We start from the raw sequence: 22,188 nt of genomic DNA, 5'->3' as shown, positions 1-22,188 counted from the left end.
ACTTTAAAGAATTATCCAATAAATGCGACTGAATTTGCTGTTATGGAATTTTTATCTAGTAAAGGTGAGAAGAGTATTCAAGAAATACGTGATAGAATATTACTTGCTAGCGGAAGTGCTACATACGTAGTCGATAACCTTGAAAAAAAAGGATATGTTAATAGAAAGATTAGTCAAAAGGATAAAAGAGTAACTTACATTAAGTTAACTAAAATAGGAGAAAATTTAATGGATGACATTTTCCCTATTCATAAAATAAATACAAAAAAGATTTTCGATGATTTAACTGAAGAAGAATTAGATGCATTGAAAGAAATACTAAAGAAAATTAATTAAAAATTGTTTTCTTTTATTATAAAATAATATCTTGAAATTGAGATAATTTAGGAGGATAAAAATGATAGAGTTAGGAATTAGTACATTTGGTGAAACAACTGAAATAGAAGGAACTGGTATAACACCAACGCATGATGAGCGTATTAGAGATATGATAGAAGAGATGAAACTTGCAGATGAAGTTGGTTTAGATCTTTACGCAATCGGTGAGCATCATAGAGAAGATTTTGCTGTTTCAGCACCTGAGATATTGTTAGCAGCAGGAGCAGCTGTTACGAAGAATATAAGATTAAGTTCTGCGGTAACAGTACTTTCATCATCGGACCCTGTAAGAGTTTATCAACAGTATGCAACTATCGATGCTATTTCTAATGGTAGAGCAGAAGTCATGGTAGGTCGAGGTTCTTTTACAGAATCATTCCCATTATTCGGTTATGACTTAGCAGACTATGAGGAATTGTTTGATGAAAAATTAGCAATGTTGGAGAAAATAAAGGCTAATGAAAAGTTAACATGGAAAGGAAAGCATACACAAAAGGTAGAAAATAAGGGGGTATATCCGAGAAGTGTTCAAAAAGATTTTCCAATCTGGGTAGCAACAGGTGGGAATACGGAATCAACCATTAAAATAGCACAAAAAGGATTACCAATAGCATATGCAATAATTGGTGGACAATACAAAACTTTCAAGGGATTAACAGATTATTATAGAGCTATTGGGAAGCATTCTGGGTTTGATGAAAGTCGTTTAAAAGTTGCCTCACATTCATGGGGATTCATAGCTGAAACTGATGAGGAAGCTATTAAAAAATATTTCCATCCAACAAAACAAGTAGTGGATGCAATTTCGAAAGATAGACCATTTTGGAGACCACTTACTTTTGAACAATATTTAAATAGTGTAGGGCCAGACGGATCTATGTTAGTAGGAAGTCCTGAGACTGTAGCGAATAAACTTATTGATATGATAGAAACATTAGGATTGGATAGATTTATGTTGCATCTTCCACTTGGATCTATGCCACATGAAGATATAATGAAAGCTATAAGGTTATTTGGCGAAGAAGTAGCTCCACGAGTTCGAGAATATTTTAAATCTAAAAAATAAAATTTAAATTTATAAATCAAATAAATATATTTTTTCTAAATAATTGATCTCTATGTTATAATGAGTAGATAATAAACATATGGAGTGAAACGATGATATTAGATAAGTATAAATATTTATTATTTGATTTAGATGATACCTTATTGGATTTTGGTAAGGCACAAGTATTAGCTTTTAAAAAATTATTAGAAGATGAGAATATTGAGTATAATGATGAGCTATTTGAAAAATATGAAACGATAAATAAATCTTTATGGAGAAGTTTTGAACGTGGAGAAATTTCAAATAAAGAAGTTACGAGTGAAAGATTCATAAGATTTTTTTCATTGTTTGATAGAAAAATCGATGGTAGTGAGGTAGATAATAGATATAGAGGTTATCTTGCTGAGGGGAATCAACTTTTTGATGGAATTATAGAGATGTTAGAAAAATTAAGTTTAACTCATAAACTATATATAGCATCTAATGGTATTGGAATCACTCAACATACAAGACTTAAAAATAATAATCTTAATAAATACTTTGATAAGATTTTTATTTCCGAAGAAATTGGTAGTAAAAAACCAGATAGAGAATTCTTTGATATTATCTTTAAAGAAATTGGTGTTAAAAATAAGGATGAAGTTTTAATGATAGGTGATACTCTAACATCTGATATACTTGGGGCTAATAATGCAGGTATAGATAGTTGTTTAGTAGATATCCATAAAACTTCTAATTCAGATATAGTGCCTACATATAAAATTGAGAAGACGGTTGATATCTTTGGTATTTAACAAAATAAAACGAGGACAACTCTATAAAATTGATTTTAAGAAATCATGATGATATAGAGTTGTTCCTCGTAATTTTTATAAACTATGATCGTTATATTTAATATTTTCTAATGCGATGAAGCAATGTTCGATATCGTATTCTTCTTTAAGTAATATTTTAACATTTTCTACAATTGTATAATCATTACTTGTCTTGTATTCGTTTAGTAAAATATGCATTGCAGCGTTGATTTCATTTGTATCAGTGTGCCAAATATGAAATTCGTGAATATCAGCAATGCCTTCCACTTCTTTAATTTTATTGTAAATTTCCTCAGTATCTAGAGTAGTAGCTTCCATTAAAATAACAAATGATGATTTAGTAATTTTATAACCACCTTTGAAAAGAATTATACTGATGATAATACTCATAATAACATCGACGATTTGATAGTTTGTAAAGTAAATAATAGTTGATGAAATTATGATTCCGATAGAACTGATTAAATCACCAAGGAAATGCCATAGAGCACTTTGAATATTCAAATTATCTTCTTCTTTTAGACTTTTTGTTAAAATTATAGTAACAACAATATTAAAGATTAATCCGATAGTTGATATTATAAGCATTGATTTGAAATCAATATCTTTAGGATTGAAGAATCTCATAAATCCTTCAAATATTAAATAAATAGAAATACCAACTAGCATTAAACCATTGATAAAGGCTGCTAGTACTTCTAATCTGACAAAACCAAAAGTATATTTTTTATTAGGTTTTTTAGAGCTGAATAGCAATGCTATTAAACTAAATCCCAATGCAATAACATCAGAAAACATGTGAAAAGAATCTCCTAGAAGTGCTAATGAGTTAGAAAGAAGTCCTCCAATGTATTCTAATAATGCAAAGCTTGTTGTTAAAATTAATGTTATATAAAGTATTTTTTTTGAATATGCTTGAATTTTATAATGTTTTTTATGATGAAAATTTGTTTGTATCATTTATTTCTCCTTTTTTATAGAATATTGTTATTATAACCTATATTTAGTAATATTACAAAAATACAGCATTGATAACAATTATTAGTACTTTTATCATTAAGGTCTATTGATTTTTTGGTGTTAGTTTGCTAAAATTAAGAAGAATTTAGAAGAAAAAAGGTGGAAAAAATTATGCGTATTTTATGTATTGGGGACAGCAACACTTGGGGGTATGTCCCTGGTGAAGATGGAGTAAGAACTCAAAAAAGATGGACTAATTTACTAGCGGAGCTTCGTCCTAATGACACTATAATAGAAGAAGGTCTTTGCGGGAGAACAGTAATTGCAAAAGACACAATTGTACCCGTTAGATGTGGAATTGATACATTACCAATTTTAATGTTAAGTCACGTACCCGTTGATTTAGTAATCATAATGTTAGGTACAAATGATTTGAAAAAACAATTTAATCCAAGTGCCAAACTTATTGCTAAAGGTATAGAAGAATACATTAAATATATTAGAAATCCACATTTAATAGCTGGATATAAGATTCCAAAAATTCTTGTTGTATCACCAGTTCCATTGCGTGATGAAATAGTGGATAGACATAGTTTATTTGGTGAATTCGATGAAAATAGTTTGAAACAATCAAAATTCTTAGCACAAACATTTAAAGAAGTTAGTGATAAATACGAAGTTGACTTTTTAAATGCTGGACGTGTAGCAGAAACTTCATTAGTGGATTGCATTCACCTAGATGATAAAAATCATGAAAAATTAGCGAAATATATTGCTAGTAAAGTATCAGAAATATTAGATTACGAAGAAGCAAGATAAATAAAAAGGTAGTAAACTTTCTAACTTAGAGAGTTTACTACCTTTCTATTTTTTTATAATATTTAAAAGATTGATAACTTACAACATAACATATAATACACAGTGGAATATATTTCCAGTCGTATTCTAAAATGAAAAATAAATTGATAAATATTAATTCTAATATTGTAAAATACACACCAATTATATATGTATTACCCGATTGTTTTGTTAAAGTTCTATCTATTGTTTTAAATATTTTTCGATAGATAATTAATAAAAGAATGTGTACTATACTAATTAACAAAATTATCTTTGTAGTAATATTTATTTTTAAATCACTTAACCATAAACTAATAGCTATGGTGTTAGTAATTATAAATAAATGACCAGTTAAGTGATAAAAATTTATATCTCTTACATGAACACTTCTAGAGATGAAGCTTGGGAATAGTTGACTTATAGTAAAGGTAAGAAGTATAAACCAGTAACAATAATCTATAAATATTAAACCTAATAATAAAGAAAGTGTACGACCTGTGTGAATATAACAAAAGGGTTCTGTTAGTTTTTTTATCATTAAGTTCTTTTTATCGGTAAGAATATATTCTGTTATGTGTTGGATACTAAGTATTACTGATAGTAGGATTAATGTTGCAAGTATGTATTTAAGATTTAAAGAATTTCTCATTAGTAAATTCAATATAATAAGTATTTGTGAAATTAAAAAGAAGTAATTGATAATACTATCTTTGCCATATCGATTCAGATGAACTACTTCTAACAACCAGCTATTAAAGAAAATAATAAATAGTAGTATAAAATGAAAAAAACTAAATATTGATTTCTCTAAAAATAGATAATTTATCGAGAATTTACTTATTAATAAAGACAATGAAATTGTATAAAAAGACGTTAAAATGGTCTCTTTTTTTAAAATAAAACTCAACATAAAATTTCCTCCTTACTACTATAATAACTTTAATTTGATAAAAAAATATTGAAGTTATCCGTAGCAAGAAACTAGGGGGATAACTCCAACCTTCTAAACAAAATTGAAAGAAGTCATAATCATATTTTATCAAAAATAAATGTAAATATCAATAAAAGAAGAAGCGATTCAAATCTTAAATTTGAAACACTTCTTCTTAATTTATAATTTATTTCAAAACTAAATTAATTCATTATTTTTTGAATTTTTTATGAATCTCTGTGTAGAAAATTAGTCCTGCTAATGTTATAATTGCACCACTAATGGCTAACGTAAATTGTGTTATCAAAGCAGAAACAACGATGTAAATTCCGCCAATTATAGCAATTAGAGGAACTATCGGGTATAGTGGAACTTTATAAGGTCTTGGTAAATTCGGTTCTTTCTTTCTAAGAATGAATACTGCTAAGAATGTTGCAATAAAGAAAATCCAAATGGTAAATAAAAGGAAATCTGTTAGTGTATCAAATCCACCTGTAAACATCATTGTAATTGTTAGTATTAAAGTAGCCAGAGCACAGAAGTACGGAATTGAAAACATATTTAGTTTTAACCAATATTTTCTTAATGGTATTTGATTTTTGAGTGCCATTGCATAAGGCACACGAATCGCAGTCATAGTGAAGCCGTTCATTGTTCCGTAGACACTAACCATAATCCCGATTGTTATGATTTTTCCACCATTAGCTCCAAATAATTTAGTGGCAATATCATTAGGAACATTACCGTTACCAGCAATTTGCTCCATCGGCATAGTTAATAGGTATGCAATGTTTATAAGTAGATAAACTGCAGTAATAACTAATAATCCGTATAAAATTGCTCGTGGTAAATCTTTTTTTGGATTTTTCATTTCTCCAGCAATAGTTCCAACATTACTCCAACCATCATAGCCATACATTGCAGCAAGCATTGCGGCCCCAAGAGCGGCTAGCGAAGAAGTGTTGATAGTTGAATTAACTGAACTACTTGGAATTAATTCAATAGTAGTAGGATTAGGTTGTAATAATCCAAAAATAATAATCGCAAATATAGGGATAAGTTTACCAATTGTTGCAGCAGTTTGAATTTGGCCGCTTGCTTTACTTCCAAGTAAATTTAAACCTGTAACTGTAATTGCAGCGCATGCACTTATTAAAATTGAATATTTTTTATCGATTTGGAATAAATTTAGAAATTGCGTTGCAAAAATAGTTGCTGCAGCAGCAATACTCGCTGGATAATAAATAACAGCTTGAGCCCAACCTAATAAATATGAAAAAGTTTTACCATAGGCTCTCTCTACCCAAACTATCATTCCTCCAGTTTCTGGCATAGAGGCTGCTAGTTCTGCTGTTGTTAATCCGGCACAAATACTGATAATTCCGGCAAGTAGCCAAGCCAGCAATCCTAAACTGACACTACCTGTTGTTTTATAAATAACTGCTGCTTTAAAGAATACACCTGATCCAATAACTACACCAACTACCGTTGAAAATGCACCAAAGAATCCTATATCTTTTTTTAATTTTGTCAAAATGTACCTCCTAAAAAATATTATAAATAATGACATGTGTATTAACAAAAATACTTTAAATGATTAGGCTGATCCAAAAGTCCTAAAATGTAACAAAGTTCATATGAGAACTCATAGACGCAGTGGTTTATTGATATCTAAATTCGCTTTATAAAAGCTTTTTAGATATCTAATAAACTGTGCGGGGGTGACTCGACAAAATCTTGTTTTTTAAGAAATCACGATTTTTGAGTCACTCCCATATTTTAATATGTATATTAAACTTTTATTCAAGAGTACATTATATATTATTTTTTTCTATATAACAATAGTTTGTGAGAAAAATATCAGGAGTATGTTAGAAAATCGAACATAAAGTATTAAGGAGAAAAAATACATTAATATTGACTATAAGTTATTTATAGTATTAGTAACTAATTATAGTAAGAAATTTTAGTAAAATTCTTCTTAAAGATTTAACAAAATTATTGAAAATATGTTATAATAGGGTGTATCTGAATAAAAATACTAGATTATACTAGAAAGGAATATAACATGACAGAAGAAATTAAAGTAGATGTACAAGATTTAAATGATCAAATGCTTGTTCGTCGTGAAAAAATGGAAGCTATGAGAGAAAGTGGTTTAGATCCATTTGGAACTAAATTCGAAAGAACTCACCTTTCAAATGAAATCGTAGCAGAATATGATAAATATAGTAAAGAAGAACTAGAAGAAAAAAATATCTCTGTAACAATAGCAGGACGTATTATGACAAAACGTGGTAAAGGTAAAGCAGGATTTGCTCACGTTCAAGATCTAGGTGGTCAAGTTCAAATTTACGTTCGTCAAGATAGAGTAGGAGATTCTTATGAGTACTTCAAGACTCTTGACCTTGGAGATATCGTTGGTGTAACAGGAGTATTATTCAAAACTAACGTAGGCGAATTATCTGTTAAAGCTGATAAATTCGAAATTTTAACAAAAGCACTACGTCCACTACCAGATAAATTCCACGGACTTAAAGACGTTGAAGAGCGTTACAGAAGAAGATACGTAGACTTAATTATGAATGAAGAAAGTAAAGAAACATTTATTTTACGTTCAAAAATTATTCAAATTATGCGTAGTTACTTAAACGAACGTGGATACCTAGAAGTTGAAACTCCAATGATGCACTCTGTTGCAGGTGGAGCTGCAGCTCGTCCATTCGTAACTCACCACAATGCACTAGATATGCAATTATTTATGCGTATCGCACTTGAATTACCATTAAAACGTTTAATTGTTGGTGGTCTAGAAAAAGTATATGAAATTGGTCGTGCATTCCGTAACGAAGGTGTTTCAACAAGACACAATCCTGAGTTTACAATGATCGAGTTATATGAAGCATATGCCGATTACAATGATATTATGGACTTAACTGAGTCTATGATTGCATACATTTGTAATGAAATTCACGGTACTACAAAAATTATGTACGGTGAAGATGAAATTGATTTAACACCGAAATGGCGTCGTGTACATATGGTAGATGCTATTAAAGAAGTAACTGGTGTTGACTTCTGGCCAGAAATGACAGATGAACAAGCTCATGCACTAGCAAAAGAGCACAATGTTCCTGTTAGAAAAGATATGAAAGTTGGACACATTATTAATGAATTCTTCGAAACATTTGTAGAAGAAACATTAGTTCAACCAACATTTGTTTACGGTCACCCTGTAGAAGTATCTCCATTAGCTAAAACTAATGCTGAAGATACAAGATTCACTGATCGTTTTGAGCTATTTATCGTTAGACGTGAACACGCGAATGCATTTAGTGAGTTAAACGATCCAATCGATCAAAAAGAAAGATTCTTATCTCAAATGGATGAAAAAGATGCTGGTAACGAAGAAGTTTATGAAATGGACGAAGACTTCGTAGAAGCATTAGAATACGGTATGCCTCCAACAGGTGGATTAGGAATTGGAATTGATAGATTAGTTATGTTATTAACTAACTCAGCTTCAATCCGTGATGTATTACTTTTCCCATACATGAAACATAAATAAGAAAACGTTGATATATCAAGGTTTAAATAGAGTACCTGATAAAAAAAGGGCAAAAAAAGGGCAAATATTTATAAAAATTAAATCTCCCTAAAATTTAGGAAGCTTTAATAGAAAATTAAAGGGAGCTTAGTCTCCCTTTTTGTATATAATAAAATAGTAAGGAGTATCTAATGGCAAGCTTTTTTGAAAGATTAAAAGAAAAATTTTCTGCTAAAGAAGAATTAAATGAGGAACTGATTTCACTTGATGAATATGAAGAGTTGGTTGAGAGTCAGTTTGTAACTGAAAAATTTAAAAAAGGTCTTAAGAAATCTCGTGATAATTTCTCTAATGCACTTAATAACTTAATTAGTTCATATAGAGAGATTAATGAGGAGTTTTTCGAGGATTTAGAAGAATTGTTAATTCAATCAGATGTTAGTTATAACACTGTATTAGAATTAGTTGATTACTTAAAAGCTGAATCACAAAGACAAAATTTAAAAGAACCAAGTGAACTACAAAGTATGATTATAGAAAAACTTGTTGATGTTTACATGGAAGGTACTGTAAAATCTGAATTAAACTATGCACCAGAAAAAGAGCTTTCAGTGTTCTTATTTGTGGGAGTTAATGGGGTAGGTAAAACAACTTCTATTGGTAAACTAGCCCATAATCTTAAAAAAGAAGGGAAAAAAGTACTTATAGCTGCTGGTGATACATTTAGAGCAGGTGCAATTGATCAGCTTGATGTATGGGCTAAACGTAGTGGTGCTGATATAGTTAAATCACATGAAGGAGCTGATTCAGCAGCGATAATCTTTGATGCGATTCAATCTGCCAAAGCAAAAGGTTATGATGTATTATTATGTGATACAGCTGGTCGTCTACAAAACAAAGATTACCTAATGAAAGAACTTGAAAAAATTGTTCGTGTAATTAAGAAGGAAGTTCCAGAAGGTCCTCATGAAGTACTATTAACAATTGACGCGACAACAGGACAAAACGGTATACTGCAAGCTAAAACATTTAAAGAAGTTAGTGATGTTACAGGAGTTATCCTTACTAAACTTGATGGAACTGCTAAGGGCGGTATTGTTATAGCTATTAAGAAAGAATTAGGAATACCTGTTAAACTTGTTGGTTTAGGTGAAAATATTGACGATTTAGAAGTATTTGATCCTGAACAATATATCTATGGATTATTCTATCAAGAAAATCCTGAACAAAAAGAAGAACAAGTAGAAGAATAAAAAATAATAGTTAAAAATATTCATTTTATACGTTTCTATAACAATGTAAAATGGATATTTTTTTATTATACAAATCAACAATTATTAAAATCAAATTGTTATAGTAAATCAATGAAAATATTTTAATATTAAATTTCAATTATTTACTCAAAATTAATTGAAAAAAACGTAATAAAAGTATATAATAGATATATTAAGAAGGCAATCATATATGGAGGATTAAAATGGGATTTTTATCTAAATTATTCGGAAAAAAAGAAGAACAAGTACAAGAGTTAGTATTAAATTCATACATGAAAGGTAAAGTGGTAGAAATTACTGAAGTACCAGACCCAGTATTTGCTCAAAAAATGATGGGAGATGGATTTGCAATTATTCCTGAAGAAGGAAAATTAGTATCTCCAGTAGCAGGAGAAATTATCCAAGTATTCCCAACAAAACACGCTTTTGGTATTAAATCAGGAGATGTAGAACTGCTTATCCACGTTGGATTAGAAACAGTTGCTATGAAAGGTGAAGGTTTTGAAGTAGCTGTATCTGCTGGAGATAGAGTTGAAGTAGGTCAAACTTTATTAACTTATGATTTAGAATTAGTTAAAGAAAAAGCTAAAGATATTATTACTCCTTGTGTAATTACTAATATGGATGCAGTAGCTAACATCGATGTATTAAAATTAAATGACTCTGTTGATTTCTTACAAGAAGTAGCAAAATTAAAACTTAAATAGACCTAGGTCTATTTAAGTTTTAATCTTACGTGGCGAAAATTTATGAATGATAAGAAATTTTGGAAGATTATTTATCTATATATAACAAAATATAATTATAATATATTATATTATCGTCCAGAAAAAAAAGATGTCTGGCTTATTAATGAAGATAATGAATTAATAAGATTTATATATGGAGATAACTTTAAATCAACAGAAATAGATAGTATAGTTTCTAATGTAATTAGAAATGAAGTTAGACTAAAAAAAATGTTTAAACTGAGTAGTTTAAAAATGAAGATTCTTTATGTTTCTCCAGATTTCGATGAAGTTTTAGATGATTACAAGAAATATAGAATTTCAAATAGCCTAATTATTGAACGTGTACTTTATAATGAAAAGAACAGTAAGCTATTTTTAAAAGAAAAAGATTTTAGATTTATAGAAGATACACCCGATACTTTAAGATATAAAAATAGAGTGGTAGAACTTTATAAACGTCAGGCATTAGATAGAAATGTATTTAATATAAAATATAATGTCTTATCAGGAATTTATTTATTGTTATTTTTAATGAATTTTATAGTAATTTCCTTATCAAGTAACAATTATTCGTTATTTGATTATATAGACTATAGTTATCAAAAAATAATAAGTGGACAATTTTATAGAATGTTCTCAAGTGTTTTTATTACTGATAATTCTATGAAGTTATTGATAATATTGGCATCTATTTTTGCGAGTTCTATTCTTTTCAACAAAACGCTGAATATTTTAAAAAGTATTGGAATATTATTTGTAGTATCATTTATTTTTAATTTATTATTGATATTTGGTTATTCAGGAATACTTGATATTGCATTAGTTTCAAATATAGCCTTATTAGGTTCGATTTTTATGGAGCAACTTAGTAAGAAAAATGATAATTTGAAATTCATGTACTCTGGAGCGATGTCAATAGTTTATTTGGCACTAGTATCTTTATTATTTGAGACTTCAATAGTCCTGTATATATTTTCTTTTATATTAGGGGTCTTTTTAGAACTGATATTAATGAAAAAAAGGAATATAGTGCTTGTGCTTGCAGCTCTACTTGTTTTTAGCTTTTTAGGTGAAGTATTACTATTAGTAGGTGTTAATACTAAGGGCTTAGTGAATAGATATAGAGTAGGTAGAGTTGATAATAGATTGGTGAAAGTATACACAGATGATGATATATTTAATTTAGAAAAAGAGTTAACATCAAAAAACAAATCTGTACTTACATATTACGAGTTAGGTATGGTAAAAATGACTAGTGCAACTAAACAAGATGCAAAGAAAGTTTTCCTAGAAGGGGTAAATTTTGATAATTCATTTGCACCGATTTACTATAATTTGGCAATTATTGAACGTCAAGAGGGTAATTATGATAAGGCTAAGGAATATGCTCAAAGGGCTTATGAGTTGGATAATAGAGAAAGAAATAAAAATCTAGTAGATGAGTTGAATAAATTTTAAGGTGATGTAAATGATAAATTTTTACGATTTGCAACAATTTTTAAAATCTTTTGGTATAATAATATATATGAAAGATAGAAAACATACATTAAGTATGGTAGAATATGAAGTAAGAGAGCTAAGACGCTTAGAATTAATTTCAAAAGAAGAATTTATAAGAGCAATAGCAATTATACGACATGAAGTTAATTACGAATTATCAAAAGGATAGGTGAAAATGATGGAAAATAACCTTATTTTTATTAAGGTACGAAAAAGAATAGAAGAAGATGTTATGAAGATAGAAGAGATGATTAATGCTTGTGTATCTGTAAAAGGTCAGAGAAAATGTCCACTGTATCAAGATGTTATAGATACTCAAATTTATGGTCTTTCTAAAGAAATAAATATAGCGGTAGAAATTGGGTGTATTTCTGAAGAAGCTGGTCGTATTATTTTAGCTGATTTAGAAGATAAAGCTAGTGAAATGTATGCTAGTGTAATCGCAGAAAGTAAAGCAAATTAATATGAACTTTTTAAAGAAAATACATAGATCTATTAAACATGAAAAAAGACATGTAAGATTAGATTGGATGGTTGCATTAACATTATTAGTTTTATTAGTATTGAGCTGTATGATGGTTTATAGTGCGAGTATGATAGGAAATAAATACGGAACATTTACATCGGGTGTACCAGTTAGTGAAACTTATTTTCTACAAAGACAGGCTATGTGGGTAGTGATTGCTTATTTTGCATTTTTATTTTTTTCAGTAGCTATACCGTTTGAAGTTTTTAAGGATAAGAGGGTACTGAAAAATGGGTTTATTGTGATGGTAATTTTGCTGTTTATACCTCTACTTATGCCAGCTATTAATGGAGCGAAATCATGGATAAGAATAGGAGGTTTGAGTTTCCAACCATCAACATTATCACAGTTATTTATCATTATGTACATGGCATATATATTAGAAACTAGAAAAGAAAAATTACGTCAGATTTGTACTAGCTCGGAGTTACTAAAAATATTTAGTATTCCTCTTGCTCTTGTAACGCTAATTGCAGCGCAAAATGATACAGGAATGATGCTTATTACATTATCTGTAATGGGGATAATGACTTTTTGTTCGAATATGCATTCGCAAAATGTGAAAAAAATTATTTCACTTGCTTTAATCGCTGGAGCCGCAGTACTTATGTTGTTTATGCTAAAAAGTACGCTTTTTGGCGGTGGAACGTCTTATAGAACAAATCGTCTTAAAGTGTTTTTAAATCCTTTTTCAGAAGATTTGGCAGCAGCAGCAGATCAAGTTATAAACTCGTATGTTGCTTTTGGTAATGGTGGATTATTCGGAAGAGGCTTGGGTAATTCTATTCAAAAATTAGGTTATCTACCTGAGGCTCATACGGACTTTATCTTAGCGATTATTGCTGAGGAATTAGGATTCATCGGAGTACTATTTGTAGTATGTTTATTACTTATAATAATAGGGAAAGTTATTTTTTCTGGTACGAAATCTAGAAATACTTTCTCAGCTATGTACTCTATAGGATTTGCTAGTTTACTAATAGTCCAAGGGGTAGTTAACATTGGTGGTGTAACGGCATCTATTCCAATGACGGGAGTTCCGTTACCGTTTATTAGTAATGGTGGTAGTTCTATTTTAATACTTAGTATAGGATTAGGAATAGCTACCAACATTTTGGCGCATGTTAAGTATTTGAGAAGTAATAAGAAATAAGAATAAAAATTCGAATTGATATGCATAATATTGATTCGAATTTTTTATAATTTTTATTTTGAAATTATAAGAAATTGAAAAAATTATAATTTCTAGTGGTGAGACTTGCTAACTTAAGACAATCAAGCTATAATAGTAAAGGTAACTTTTAAAGGAGATTTTAAATGAAATTAGAACAATTTGATTTTTATTTACCTGAGGAACTTATAGCACAGACACCTCTTTTAAAAAGAGATACGAGTAAGTTGCTTTGTGTAGATAGAAAAAATAATTCACATGAACATAAAGTTTTTTCGGATATTATAGATTATTTTAATCCTGGAGATACTTTAGTATTAAATAATACTCGTGTAATGCCAGCGCGATTATATGGTGCTAAAAAGGATACGGGTGCTGCAATAGAAGTGCTTTTATTAAAAAATCTTGGTCATAATGATTGGGAGTGTCTTGTAAAGCCTGCTAAAAGAATAAAAGAAGGTAGTATAGTATCTTTTGGTGATGGTATAATGGAAGCAGTCTGTACCAAAGTATTAGATGATGGATTTAGACATTTTGAATTTAAATATGAAGGGATTTTCCAAGAAAGATTAGATGAACTTGGGACTATGCCATTGCCACCATATATTAAAGAGAGATTAACTGATAAAGAAAGATATCAAACAGTGTATTCGAAAGAGGTAGGAAGTTCAGCGGCGCCAACAGCAGGCTTACACTTTACGAATGAATTATTAGAAAAAATAAAAGAAAAAGGTGTAAATATAGCTTATTTAACCCTTCATGTGGGACTTGGAACATTTAGACCTGTAGCTGTAGAAAATATAGAAGACCATGATATGCATTCTGAGTATTATACTTTAGATGAAGATACAGCAAAAATAATTAATAAAACAAAAGAAAATGGTGGAAGAGTATTTTCTGTAGGAACTACTTCAACAAGAACATTAGAAACAATTGCACGAGATAATAATGGGAAGATTGTTGCGGCTTCAGGATGGACCAATATCTTTATCTATCCAGGATTTGAATTTAAATGTGTTGATGGATTGATTACAAATTTCCATTTACCTAAATCGTCGTTAATAATGCTTGTCAGTGCATTTTATGATAGAGAAAAAGTTATTGAATTATATAATATAGCAGTTAAAAATAAATATCGTTTCTTCAGTTTTGGAGATGCGATGATAATAATATAGTTATTGAAAGGAAAAATTTTATATGAGAGATGTAAAAGAAAATGCAGTTTGGTATGAACATATAAAAACTTGTAAACAATCGGGTGCGCGATTAGGGATAGTACATACACCTCATGGTAGCTTCGAAACACCTGTATTTATGCCAGTTGGGACGCAAGCTACTGTAAAAGCAATGTCACCAGAAGAAGTAAAAGGAATGGGAGCAGATATTATTTTATCTAATACATACCACCTTTGGTTACGTCCTGGTGAGGAGATTGTTGAAAAAGCAGGGGGACTTCATAAATTTATGAATTGGGATGGAAGCATCCTAACGGACTCAGGAGGATTCCAAGTATTTTCTCTAAGTGAGATGAGAAAAATAGAGGAAGAAGGAGTTCATTTTAAAAATCATTTATCCGGAGAAAAATTATTCTTATCACCGGAAAAAGCTATGCACATTCAAAATGCACTAGGTTCTGATATAATGATGGCTTTTGATGAATGTCCTGATTATAACCATGATTATAAATACATTCGTCAATCTGTAGAAAGAACAAGTCGTTGGGCTGAGAGATGTCTACAAGCGCATAAAAATCCAAAAACACAAAGTATTTTTGGTATTGTTCAAGGAGCAGGATTTAACGACCTTCGTGAGCAAAGTGCTAAAGACTTAGTAAGTATGGACTTTCCTGGATACGCTATTGGTGGTTTATCTGTTGGTGAACCAAAACATGAGATGTATAGAGTTTTAGAACATGTGACACCTTTATTACCAGCTAATAAAGCGAGATATTTAATGGGAGTAGGATCTCCTGATGCTTTATTTGAAGGGGTGCTAAGAGGAGTAGATATGTTTGACTGTGTGTTACCAACGCGTATTGCACGTAATGGAACATGTATGACTTCAGAAGGGCGTGTCGTAGTTAAAAATGCTAAATACGCAGAAGACTTTACACCACTTGATCCCGAGTGTTCTTGTTATTGTTGTAAAAATTATACAAGAGCTTATCTTCGTCATTTATTTAAAGCTGATGAAATCTTTGGAGCAAGATTAGCGACAACTCATAATATCCATTTCTTAATCAATATGATGAAAGATATACGTCAAGCCATTAGAGAAGATAGATTATTAGATTTTAAAGAAGAATTCTTTGAAAAATATGGATTAAACCAAGAAAATCCTAAAAATTTCTAAGAATTTAGTAGAAAAAGAACATAAAAGGTTTATTTTTTACTGAGTATATAGTAGAATAAATATATATATTAATCAACCGGAGGTAAAACATGCAATATTCATATATTAATATTATTATGATTGTAGTTCTTTTTGCATTCATGTATTTCATGATCATTAGACCACAATCTAAAAGAAATAAAGAATTAAAACTTCTTCAAGATTCATTAAAAGAAGGAGATAGAATTGTAACTTTCGCAGGAATTTACGGAGATATCGTAGAAGTAGGAACAGTAACAGTAAAAGTAAGAATTGCACCAAAAGTAGAAATCGAAGTAGACAGAAATTCTATTCGTAGCTTAGTTGCAAAATAATAAATATTTAAGGGAGTGACTCAAAAATCGTGATTTCGAAGAAATCGATTTTGTCGAGTCACCCCCGCAAAGTTTATTAGATATCTAAAAAGCTTTTATAAAGCGAATTTAGATATCAATAAACCACTGCGTCTATGAGTTTTTATATAAACCTTGTTAAAATTTAGGTTTTTTGGATCATCCCCTTATTTTTTTGAAAATTTTTGCTAAATTCTTAAGGGTTAGATTAAGTATAAAGAGCGAGAATGAAATTTAGTTTTTCAAAAATTCATAAATTAATATTTATACAGAGTAGTTTGTTGTTATTTGAATTTTCTGTATAAGAAATGAATGAATTTAATTTTAAGATAAAAAAATTTGTGCTTTGTTACATAGTTAAGCAAAGAATCAAGAGATTAATTCAAAAGGTTAATCTCTTGATTCTTTATTTTTTATTTACTAAAAACGTTTTTCCATTCAGAACGTTTTTCTAAGAATTTTTTAGCTTCCATTTGAGCTCCTTCTAAAGAGTGAGATGCAGCCCATCCGCATTGTACTTCATTACATGCAGGAACTTCAGTAGCAACAAGAACATCTTCTAGCGTTTTCGCAAGTGCTTCTTCAACTTCTTCGTAGCTATCGTTATTGATTACTGATAAGTAGAAACCTGTTTGGCATCCCATTGGACCAAAATCTAGTACATTATCAAGATGATTTCTGATAAGTTCAGCGATTAAATGCTCTAAAGAATGTAGATTAGGCATCTCTAAGTGTTCTTTATTTGGTTGGCAAAATCTAATATCATATTTATATATTTTATCTCCATTATCCCCAGAATATACACCAACTAATCTAATATATGGTGCAACAACTTTAGTGTGATCTAGGTTAAAACTTTCAACGTTCATTTTCTTTTCTGTCATCGATATATCTCCATTTCTGTAATTTAATTAGCAGTTATAATTATACTATATTTTTGGAAAATATAAAATTAATAAGAATAAAACTGATGCTCGTCTGAACATCAGTTTTAAATATTATTTTTCTAACGGAATAAGTTTATTCATTATTATTGCTACAATTGCACCAACAGCAATAGGAGAGCCTATTAAGTATTGAAGTAATTGTGGAGCACTAGCTTTTAATTCTGCTGGAATGAATAATAATCCAATTGTAAACATTAAAGGTACTCCGATAATGTATAATTCTCTTTCAGAGAAGTCTAGATTTTTAACAACTCTAAATCCGTTCAGTAGGATTATGATACATACCACTGAGAATACCCCACCGATAACTGCCGAAGGAATTGAATTAATAATAGCAGAAAGTTTACCTAAGAATGATAATCCGATAAACCAGAATGAAGCCATAACAAACACTTTTCTACTAGCTACCCCAGTAATAGAAATAATCCCAGCATTTGTAGAGTAACCAGTAACAGGAGTTGCTCCGACTAGAGCAGCAGCTAAACATCCGATTCCTTCCCCGATAACACCTTTGTTAACTTGAGTGTCGCTTAGAGGCTCGTCAATAACTGAACTTACTGCATACCAAGTTCCTGTTGTTTCAGCTAAAAGTACCATGTAAATAATAATCATTGTGATAATAGCAGAGATTTCAAAATGTATACTATAATCTAAGAATAATAGTTTTGGCATTGAGAAAAAGCTAGCATCTTTAATTCCTTGAGTATTAAAACCACCCATTAAGTATGCAGAAAATGTTCCGATAGCTAAGGCGATAATTACTGAAGAAATTTGGAAAATTCTTTTGAATTTGTTAACGTAATTCCCTAATGTAGAAAATAGAATTAAAGAAGCGGCTGTAATAAATGCTAATAATACATTTTGCTTCATTGTCAGACCATTTCCTTCGATGTAGATATTACTAACAAATGCTGAAGGAAGTAAAGTTAATCCTACAATCATAATTATTGTTCCACTAACGATAGAAGGTATGTAGTTTTTTACTATATATTTATAAATACCAGAATATCCAAGTAAGATTACCAAGATTGCTCCAACAATACTTGCTCCAAGAACTGTACCAAGATTTTTAGTTCCCATATAAATACCAATAATAGCACCAAGAGGAATAAATGATGGACCTTGACAGACCGGTAATCTTAGGTAGAATAATACCTGAATTAATGAGGCGATACCAGCACCTAGAAAAGTAGATTGAATTAGACCAGTAGCATCACCAGGTGATAATGCAATAGCTGTTGCTAAGATAAAAGGTGGTACGTAGACATCCATTGCAAGGACGTGTTGTAAACCTAGGATTAAGGATTGTGAAAATGGAATATTTTCTTCAACACCTATAGTTAAATGTTTATTTTGTTTCGTCATAAAAAACGTAATCTCCTTTTTATTTTTATGTTATTAATCTTTTTTTAGAATTTGTTTACCTTGAACCCAGACTTCACGAATATTTTCTGAAGTAGAAAGGTATAATATTTTTTGAAGAAGGTGTTTGTCTTCTTCATTATCTAAATAGTTTGGAAGTTTATTTGTCGGTGTATTGATATCGATGACTTGGAAATCGCAAATATAACCTTCTTTAAAAAGACCAAGTGGTAATTTCAAAGCTTCTCCACCACCAGTAGTTGCAAGATAAAATGCTTCAAATATACTCACTTTTGAATTATGATTACCTCGACAATTAGCATCCAGTCTATTGTCAACTCCGTCATTTAACATCCTACTAGCCATGACTGTATGCTCTATATTGTCATATAGGCTAGGGGAGAACCCTCCTGAGATATCCGTACCTAAACAAATATTTAAACCTTGTTTTTTAAGTTTGTTAACAGGTAAGACTGCATTAGCAAAATATGAGTTAGAAATAGGGCAGTGGCAAACTGAAGATTTGTTCTTTTTGAAGATATCAGCATCTTCAGAATTTACAAAATTGCCGTGAGCCATTATCGATTTATCTGTTAATAATCCGAATTGATTTAGGACTTCAGTATCTCTTTTTCCGAAACGTTCAAGAACGAAATTATGCTCCCAATCACTTTCGCTACAATGGCTTTGTATATAGCAGTTATATTTCTTTGCTAATTTTCCTAACTCTAAAAGAGCATCATCTGTACAGCTTGGAACGAAACGAGGAGTAATGACTGGATAGATACCTTGAGGAACATCTTTTGAAAGATTCTGCACATCATTAATAAACTTCTCAGTATTTTCAATAGCTTCTTTTGTACTATTATCTCGGTAAAAATCAGGATTCATAGTTTCATCATCCATAACAACCTTACCAACAAAAGCTCTTTGTCCTAAATTAGCACAAATTTTCGCTAATTCGAGTGTAGCTTCATTATGGATAGTTCCAAAGTACATTGCAGATGTAGTACCATTAGCTAATAATGTTTTTACTAGGTCGGTATAGACTTCTCGAGCATAGTTGATATCTGCATATTTTGATTCTAAAGGGAAGGTGAAATTATTTAGCCAGTGGCTTAATTCATCATCTAAGGCAAGTCCAGCTTGTGGCCATTGTGGAGCATGGATGTGCAAATCGATAAAACCAGGTAAAAGTACTTTATCTTTAAAATCAATAAAGTTACTTTCTTGAGAATATTGATTTAGTATTTTTTGATAATTTTCATCTTCTTTTCTAGTGATTTCAGAAATAATTCCATCATCTGAAACTAAAAGTACAGCATGTTCCAGAAATTCAATTTCGCCATACTTAGGGCTATGAAAAAAAGATGCTTTAATAATTTTTTTGGTTTTCATATTTTCATTTCTCCTAAAGAATTTTTATAAATATAACATGAAAAACGAACGTTGTCAACAAAAAAATATAAAATCAAAAAAATAAATTTTCTAAGACGAACGTTAACACTATTTAAAGAAAGATAAAGTTCGTAAAAAACGACGAAGAATTTTTTCTTCGTCGTTTGAAATATTATTACTGAAATTTTTATCTAAATTCTTTTCTTTCTTTTGCTACTAAAGTTGCTACTCTTTCTTGAGCTTTTTCCAGATAGTTTTCACCTTGTTTTAATAAATCACAAATGATATTTGTAATTTCTACAAAGTCTTCTTCTACATAACCTTTAGAAGTCATAGCAGCAGCTCCTAAACGTAATCCACTAGTTTTCATTGGTGGTAATGTATCGAAAGGTATACCATTTTTATTACATGTAATTTTAGCTTTACTTAATAGATCACTAGCATCATGTCCTGTTACATTATATGTAGAATATGTATCGATTAGACATAGGTGGTTATCACTACCATTTGATACTACAGGAATATTGTTAGCTTTAAAAGCTTCTACCATTGCTTGCATATTTTTTACTACTTGTTGTTGATATAACTTGAATTCAGGTTTAAGAGCTTCGGCGAAACAAATCGCTTTCGCAGCAACAACGTGCTCTAATGGACCACCTTGAGCACCAGGGAAAATCATTTTATTAATTTTAACTGCGATTTCCTCATTGTTAGTAAGGATAATACCACCACGTGGACCTCTTAATGTTTTATGCGTAGTAGATGTAACTACATCAGCATAAGGTACTGGGTTTGGATGTAAGCCAGCAGCTACTAAACCAGCGATATGAGCCATATCAACCATTAAGTAAGCACCTACTTCATCAGCAATTTCTCTAAATTTAGCAAAATCAATTACACGAGAATATGCACTTGATCCAGCAATAATCATTTTTGGTTTGTGTTCTTTAGCAACACGAAGGACTTCGTCGTAATCGATAAGATGCGTATCTTTTGTCACTCCATAAGAAACAGCATTAAATAGTTTCCCTGAGAAGTTAACTTTGCTACCGTGAGTTAGGTGTCCACCAGCATCCATACTCATCCCTAAAACTGTATCACCAGGTGTTAATAAAGATAAGTAAACTGCGATGTTTGCACTTGATCCTGAGTGTGCTTGCACGTTTGCGAATTTAGCATTATAAAGTTCTTTTAATCTATCGATTGCAAGAGATTCTATTTCGTCAATTACTTCACATCCATCATAGTATCTTTTTCCAGGATATCCTTCAGCATATTTATTTGTTAAAATACTTCCTGTCGCTCTTAGAATATCTTTCGAAACAAAGTTTTCACTTGCGATAAGTTCAATGTTAGTATCTTGTCTATGTTGTTCTTTTTCAATTAATTCAAAAATTTTATCCATAATGGTACTCCTTTAATTAGTAAAAATTAAGAATAAAGGAAAATAATGCTCTTAGAAAGGGAGTGACTCAAAAATCGTGATTTTGAAGGAATCGATTTTGTCGAGTCCCCCCCGCAAAGTTTATTAGATATCTAAAAAGCTTTTATAAAGCGAATTTAGATATCAATAAACCACTGCGTCTATGAGTTCATATATGAACTTTGTTAAATTTTTAGGACTTTTGGGTCAGCGCCATATTAAAAACTATCTATACTATATAAAAAGATATAATTTTTTAAAAAGCTAAAGCAAATTAAAATTTCTTTTATTCTTTGTTTAATAATAATATCATAGTATGAGAAATAAATAAACTAAAAAATAATAGAAATAGTCAAAATAATTAAAAAATACCATCAGGTATACATAAAATACGAATATTATAATCGTTTGCTATAAATATTCTTGATAGAGTGTTTTTATTATAAATGCTATTTTAGAGATAAAATATATTAATATAGTAATGAAAAATGAATTTTAGAAATATGTATGGTAGAAAATAGTAAAAAAATTAATGGATTTTAATTGGTCTATACCTGATATTAGTAGAAATTATCTAATATTTATGCTATAATAATTTACGGAATACATCTGTA

The 22,188-nt window shown here is 30.0% G+C and carries 20 protein-coding genes; 14 read left to right on the top strand and 6 right to left on the bottom strand.

Going from position 1 to position 22,188, the window contains the following annotated elements; translation table 11 throughout:
* The 3 genes from RWN11_RS04075 to RWN11_RS04065 form a co-directional block, all read left to right on the top strand.
* The coding region (locus tag RWN11_RS04075; RefSeq protein WP_314160511.1) for a MarR family transcriptional regulator at positions 1 to 336 on the top strand (336 nt) is incomplete at its 5' end.
* A 61-nt stretch (positions 337 to 397) separates the two neighbouring features.
* Positions 398 to 1,444, top strand: coding sequence for an LLM class flavin-dependent oxidoreductase (locus RWN11_RS04070; protein WP_314160510.1), 1,047 nt, complete (start codon positions 398 to 400; stop codon positions 1,442 to 1,444).
* Between the two features lie 92 nt (positions 1,445 to 1,536).
* A complete protein-coding gene (locus tag RWN11_RS04065; RefSeq protein ID WP_314160509.1) occupies positions 1,537 to 2,220 on the top strand; it encodes a YjjG family noncanonical pyrimidine nucleotidase in 684 nt (227 codons plus the stop codon).
* A gap of 75 nt (positions 2,221 to 2,295) precedes the next feature.
* On the opposite strand, the gene RWN11_RS04060 is transcribed toward RWN11_RS04065, so the two are convergent.
* Complete coding sequence (locus RWN11_RS04060; RefSeq protein WP_314160508.1) at positions 2,296 to 3,201, bottom strand: cation diffusion facilitator family transporter; 906 nt, start codon at positions 3,199 to 3,201, stop codon at positions 2,296 to 2,298.
* 171 nt (positions 3,202 to 3,372) lie between these two features.
* Between RWN11_RS04060 and RWN11_RS04055 the strand changes: the two genes are divergently transcribed.
* On the top strand, positions 3,373 to 4,020 hold the full coding sequence (locus RWN11_RS04055) for a GDSL-type esterase/lipase family protein (protein ID WP_314160507.1): 648 nt from the start codon (positions 3,373 to 3,375) through the stop codon (positions 4,018 to 4,020).
* Between the two features lie 1,163 nt (positions 4,021 to 5,183).
* Here the strand turns inward: RWN11_RS04055 and RWN11_RS04050 are convergent.
* On the bottom strand, positions 5,184 to 6,506 hold the full coding sequence (locus RWN11_RS04050) for an amino acid permease (RefSeq protein ID WP_314160506.1): 1,323 nt from the start codon (positions 6,504 to 6,506) through the stop codon (positions 5,184 to 5,186).
* 534 nt (positions 6,507 to 7,040) lie between these two features.
* Here RWN11_RS04050 and lysS point away from each other — a divergent pair.
* The 10 genes from lysS (at position 7,041) to yajC (ending at position 16,426) form a co-directional block, all read left to right on the top strand.
* Positions 7,041 to 8,540, top strand: coding sequence for a lysine--tRNA ligase (gene lysS / locus RWN11_RS04045; RefSeq protein WP_299324795.1), 1,500 nt, complete (start codon positions 7,041 to 7,043; stop codon positions 8,538 to 8,540).
* A gap of 170 nt (positions 8,541 to 8,710) precedes the next feature.
* Positions 8,711 to 9,772: a signal recognition particle-docking protein FtsY gene (gene ftsY / locus RWN11_RS04040; protein ID WP_314160505.1), complete on the top strand. Its 1,062-nt coding sequence runs from the start codon at positions 8,711 to 8,713 to the stop codon at positions 9,770 to 9,772.
* A 224-nt stretch (positions 9,773 to 9,996) separates the two neighbouring features.
* Positions 9,997 to 10,500, top strand: coding sequence for a PTS glucose transporter subunit IIA (locus tag RWN11_RS04035; protein ID WP_314160504.1), 504 nt, complete (start codon positions 9,997 to 9,999; stop codon positions 10,498 to 10,500).
* A gap of 42 nt (positions 10,501 to 10,542) precedes the next feature.
* Positions 10,543 to 11,982, top strand: coding sequence for a tetratricopeptide repeat protein (locus RWN11_RS04030; RefSeq protein ID WP_314160503.1), 1,440 nt, complete (start codon positions 10,543 to 10,545; stop codon positions 11,980 to 11,982).
* A gap of 10 nt (positions 11,983 to 11,992) precedes the next feature.
* Positions 11,993 to 12,193, top strand: a complete 201-nt coding sequence (locus tag RWN11_RS04025; protein WP_314160502.1) for a YqgQ family protein — start codon at positions 11,993 to 11,995, stop codon at positions 12,191 to 12,193.
* A 9-nt stretch (positions 12,194 to 12,202) separates the two neighbouring features.
* Positions 12,203 to 12,487 (top strand): DUF1507 family protein, encoded by a 285-nt coding sequence (locus RWN11_RS04020; protein ID WP_060913801.1) that lies wholly within the window; start codon positions 12,203 to 12,205, stop codon positions 12,485 to 12,487.
* A gap of 1 nt (position 12,488) precedes the next feature.
* Positions 12,489 to 13,703 carry an FtsW/RodA/SpoVE family cell cycle protein gene (locus RWN11_RS04015; RefSeq protein WP_314160501.1) on the top strand — a complete coding sequence of 405 codons (1,215 nt, stop codon included), beginning with the start codon at positions 12,489 to 12,491 and terminating at the stop codon, positions 13,701 to 13,703.
* Positions 13,704 to 13,867: 164 nt separating this feature from the next.
* Entirely contained in the window at positions 13,868 to 14,896 is a 1,029-nt protein-coding gene (gene queA / locus RWN11_RS04010; protein WP_314160499.1) for a tRNA preQ1(34) S-adenosylmethionine ribosyltransferase-isomerase QueA, read from the top strand.
* Between the two features lie 22 nt (positions 14,897 to 14,918).
* Positions 14,919 to 16,073: a tRNA guanosine(34) transglycosylase Tgt gene (gene tgt / locus RWN11_RS04005; protein WP_314160498.1), complete on the top strand. Its 1,155-nt coding sequence runs from the start codon at positions 14,919 to 14,921 to the stop codon at positions 16,071 to 16,073.
* 89 nt (positions 16,074 to 16,162) lie between these two features.
* A complete protein-coding gene (gene yajC / locus RWN11_RS04000) occupies positions 16,163 to 16,426 on the top strand; it encodes a preprotein translocase subunit YajC (protein WP_314160496.1) in 264 nt (87 codons plus the stop codon).
* Positions 16,427 to 16,857: 431 nt separating this feature from the next.
* Here yajC and RWN11_RS03995 read toward each other — a convergent pair whose 3' ends face one another.
* From RWN11_RS03995 to glyA, 4 genes are all read right to left on the bottom strand, one after another.
* Positions 16,858 to 17,328 carry an S-ribosylhomocysteine lyase gene (locus RWN11_RS03995; RefSeq protein WP_048802077.1) on the bottom strand — a complete coding sequence of 157 codons (471 nt, stop codon included), beginning with the start codon at positions 17,326 to 17,328 and terminating at the stop codon, positions 16,858 to 16,860.
* A gap of 114 nt (positions 17,329 to 17,442) precedes the next feature.
* Complete coding sequence (locus RWN11_RS03990; protein ID WP_314160495.1) at positions 17,443 to 18,756, bottom strand: solute carrier family 23 protein; 1,314 nt, start codon at positions 18,754 to 18,756, stop codon at positions 17,443 to 17,445.
* Between the two features lie 33 nt (positions 18,757 to 18,789).
* Entirely contained in the window at positions 18,790 to 20,151 is a 1,362-nt protein-coding gene (gene guaD, locus RWN11_RS03985) for a guanine deaminase (protein WP_314160494.1), read from the bottom strand.
* 187 nt (positions 20,152 to 20,338) lie between these two features.
* Complete coding sequence (glyA, locus tag RWN11_RS03980; RefSeq protein ID WP_314160493.1) at positions 20,339 to 21,556, bottom strand: serine hydroxymethyltransferase; 1,218 nt, start codon at positions 21,554 to 21,556, stop codon at positions 20,339 to 20,341.
* Positions 21,557 to 22,188 lie beyond the last annotated feature (632 nt).

Source organism: uncultured Gemella sp. (genome assembly GCF_963519265.1).
GTDB lineage: Bacteria > Bacillota > Bacilli > Staphylococcales > Gemellaceae > Gemella.
Note: the sequence above shows the minus strand (reverse complement) of the source record. Positions and strands in the feature narration are given on the sequence as shown.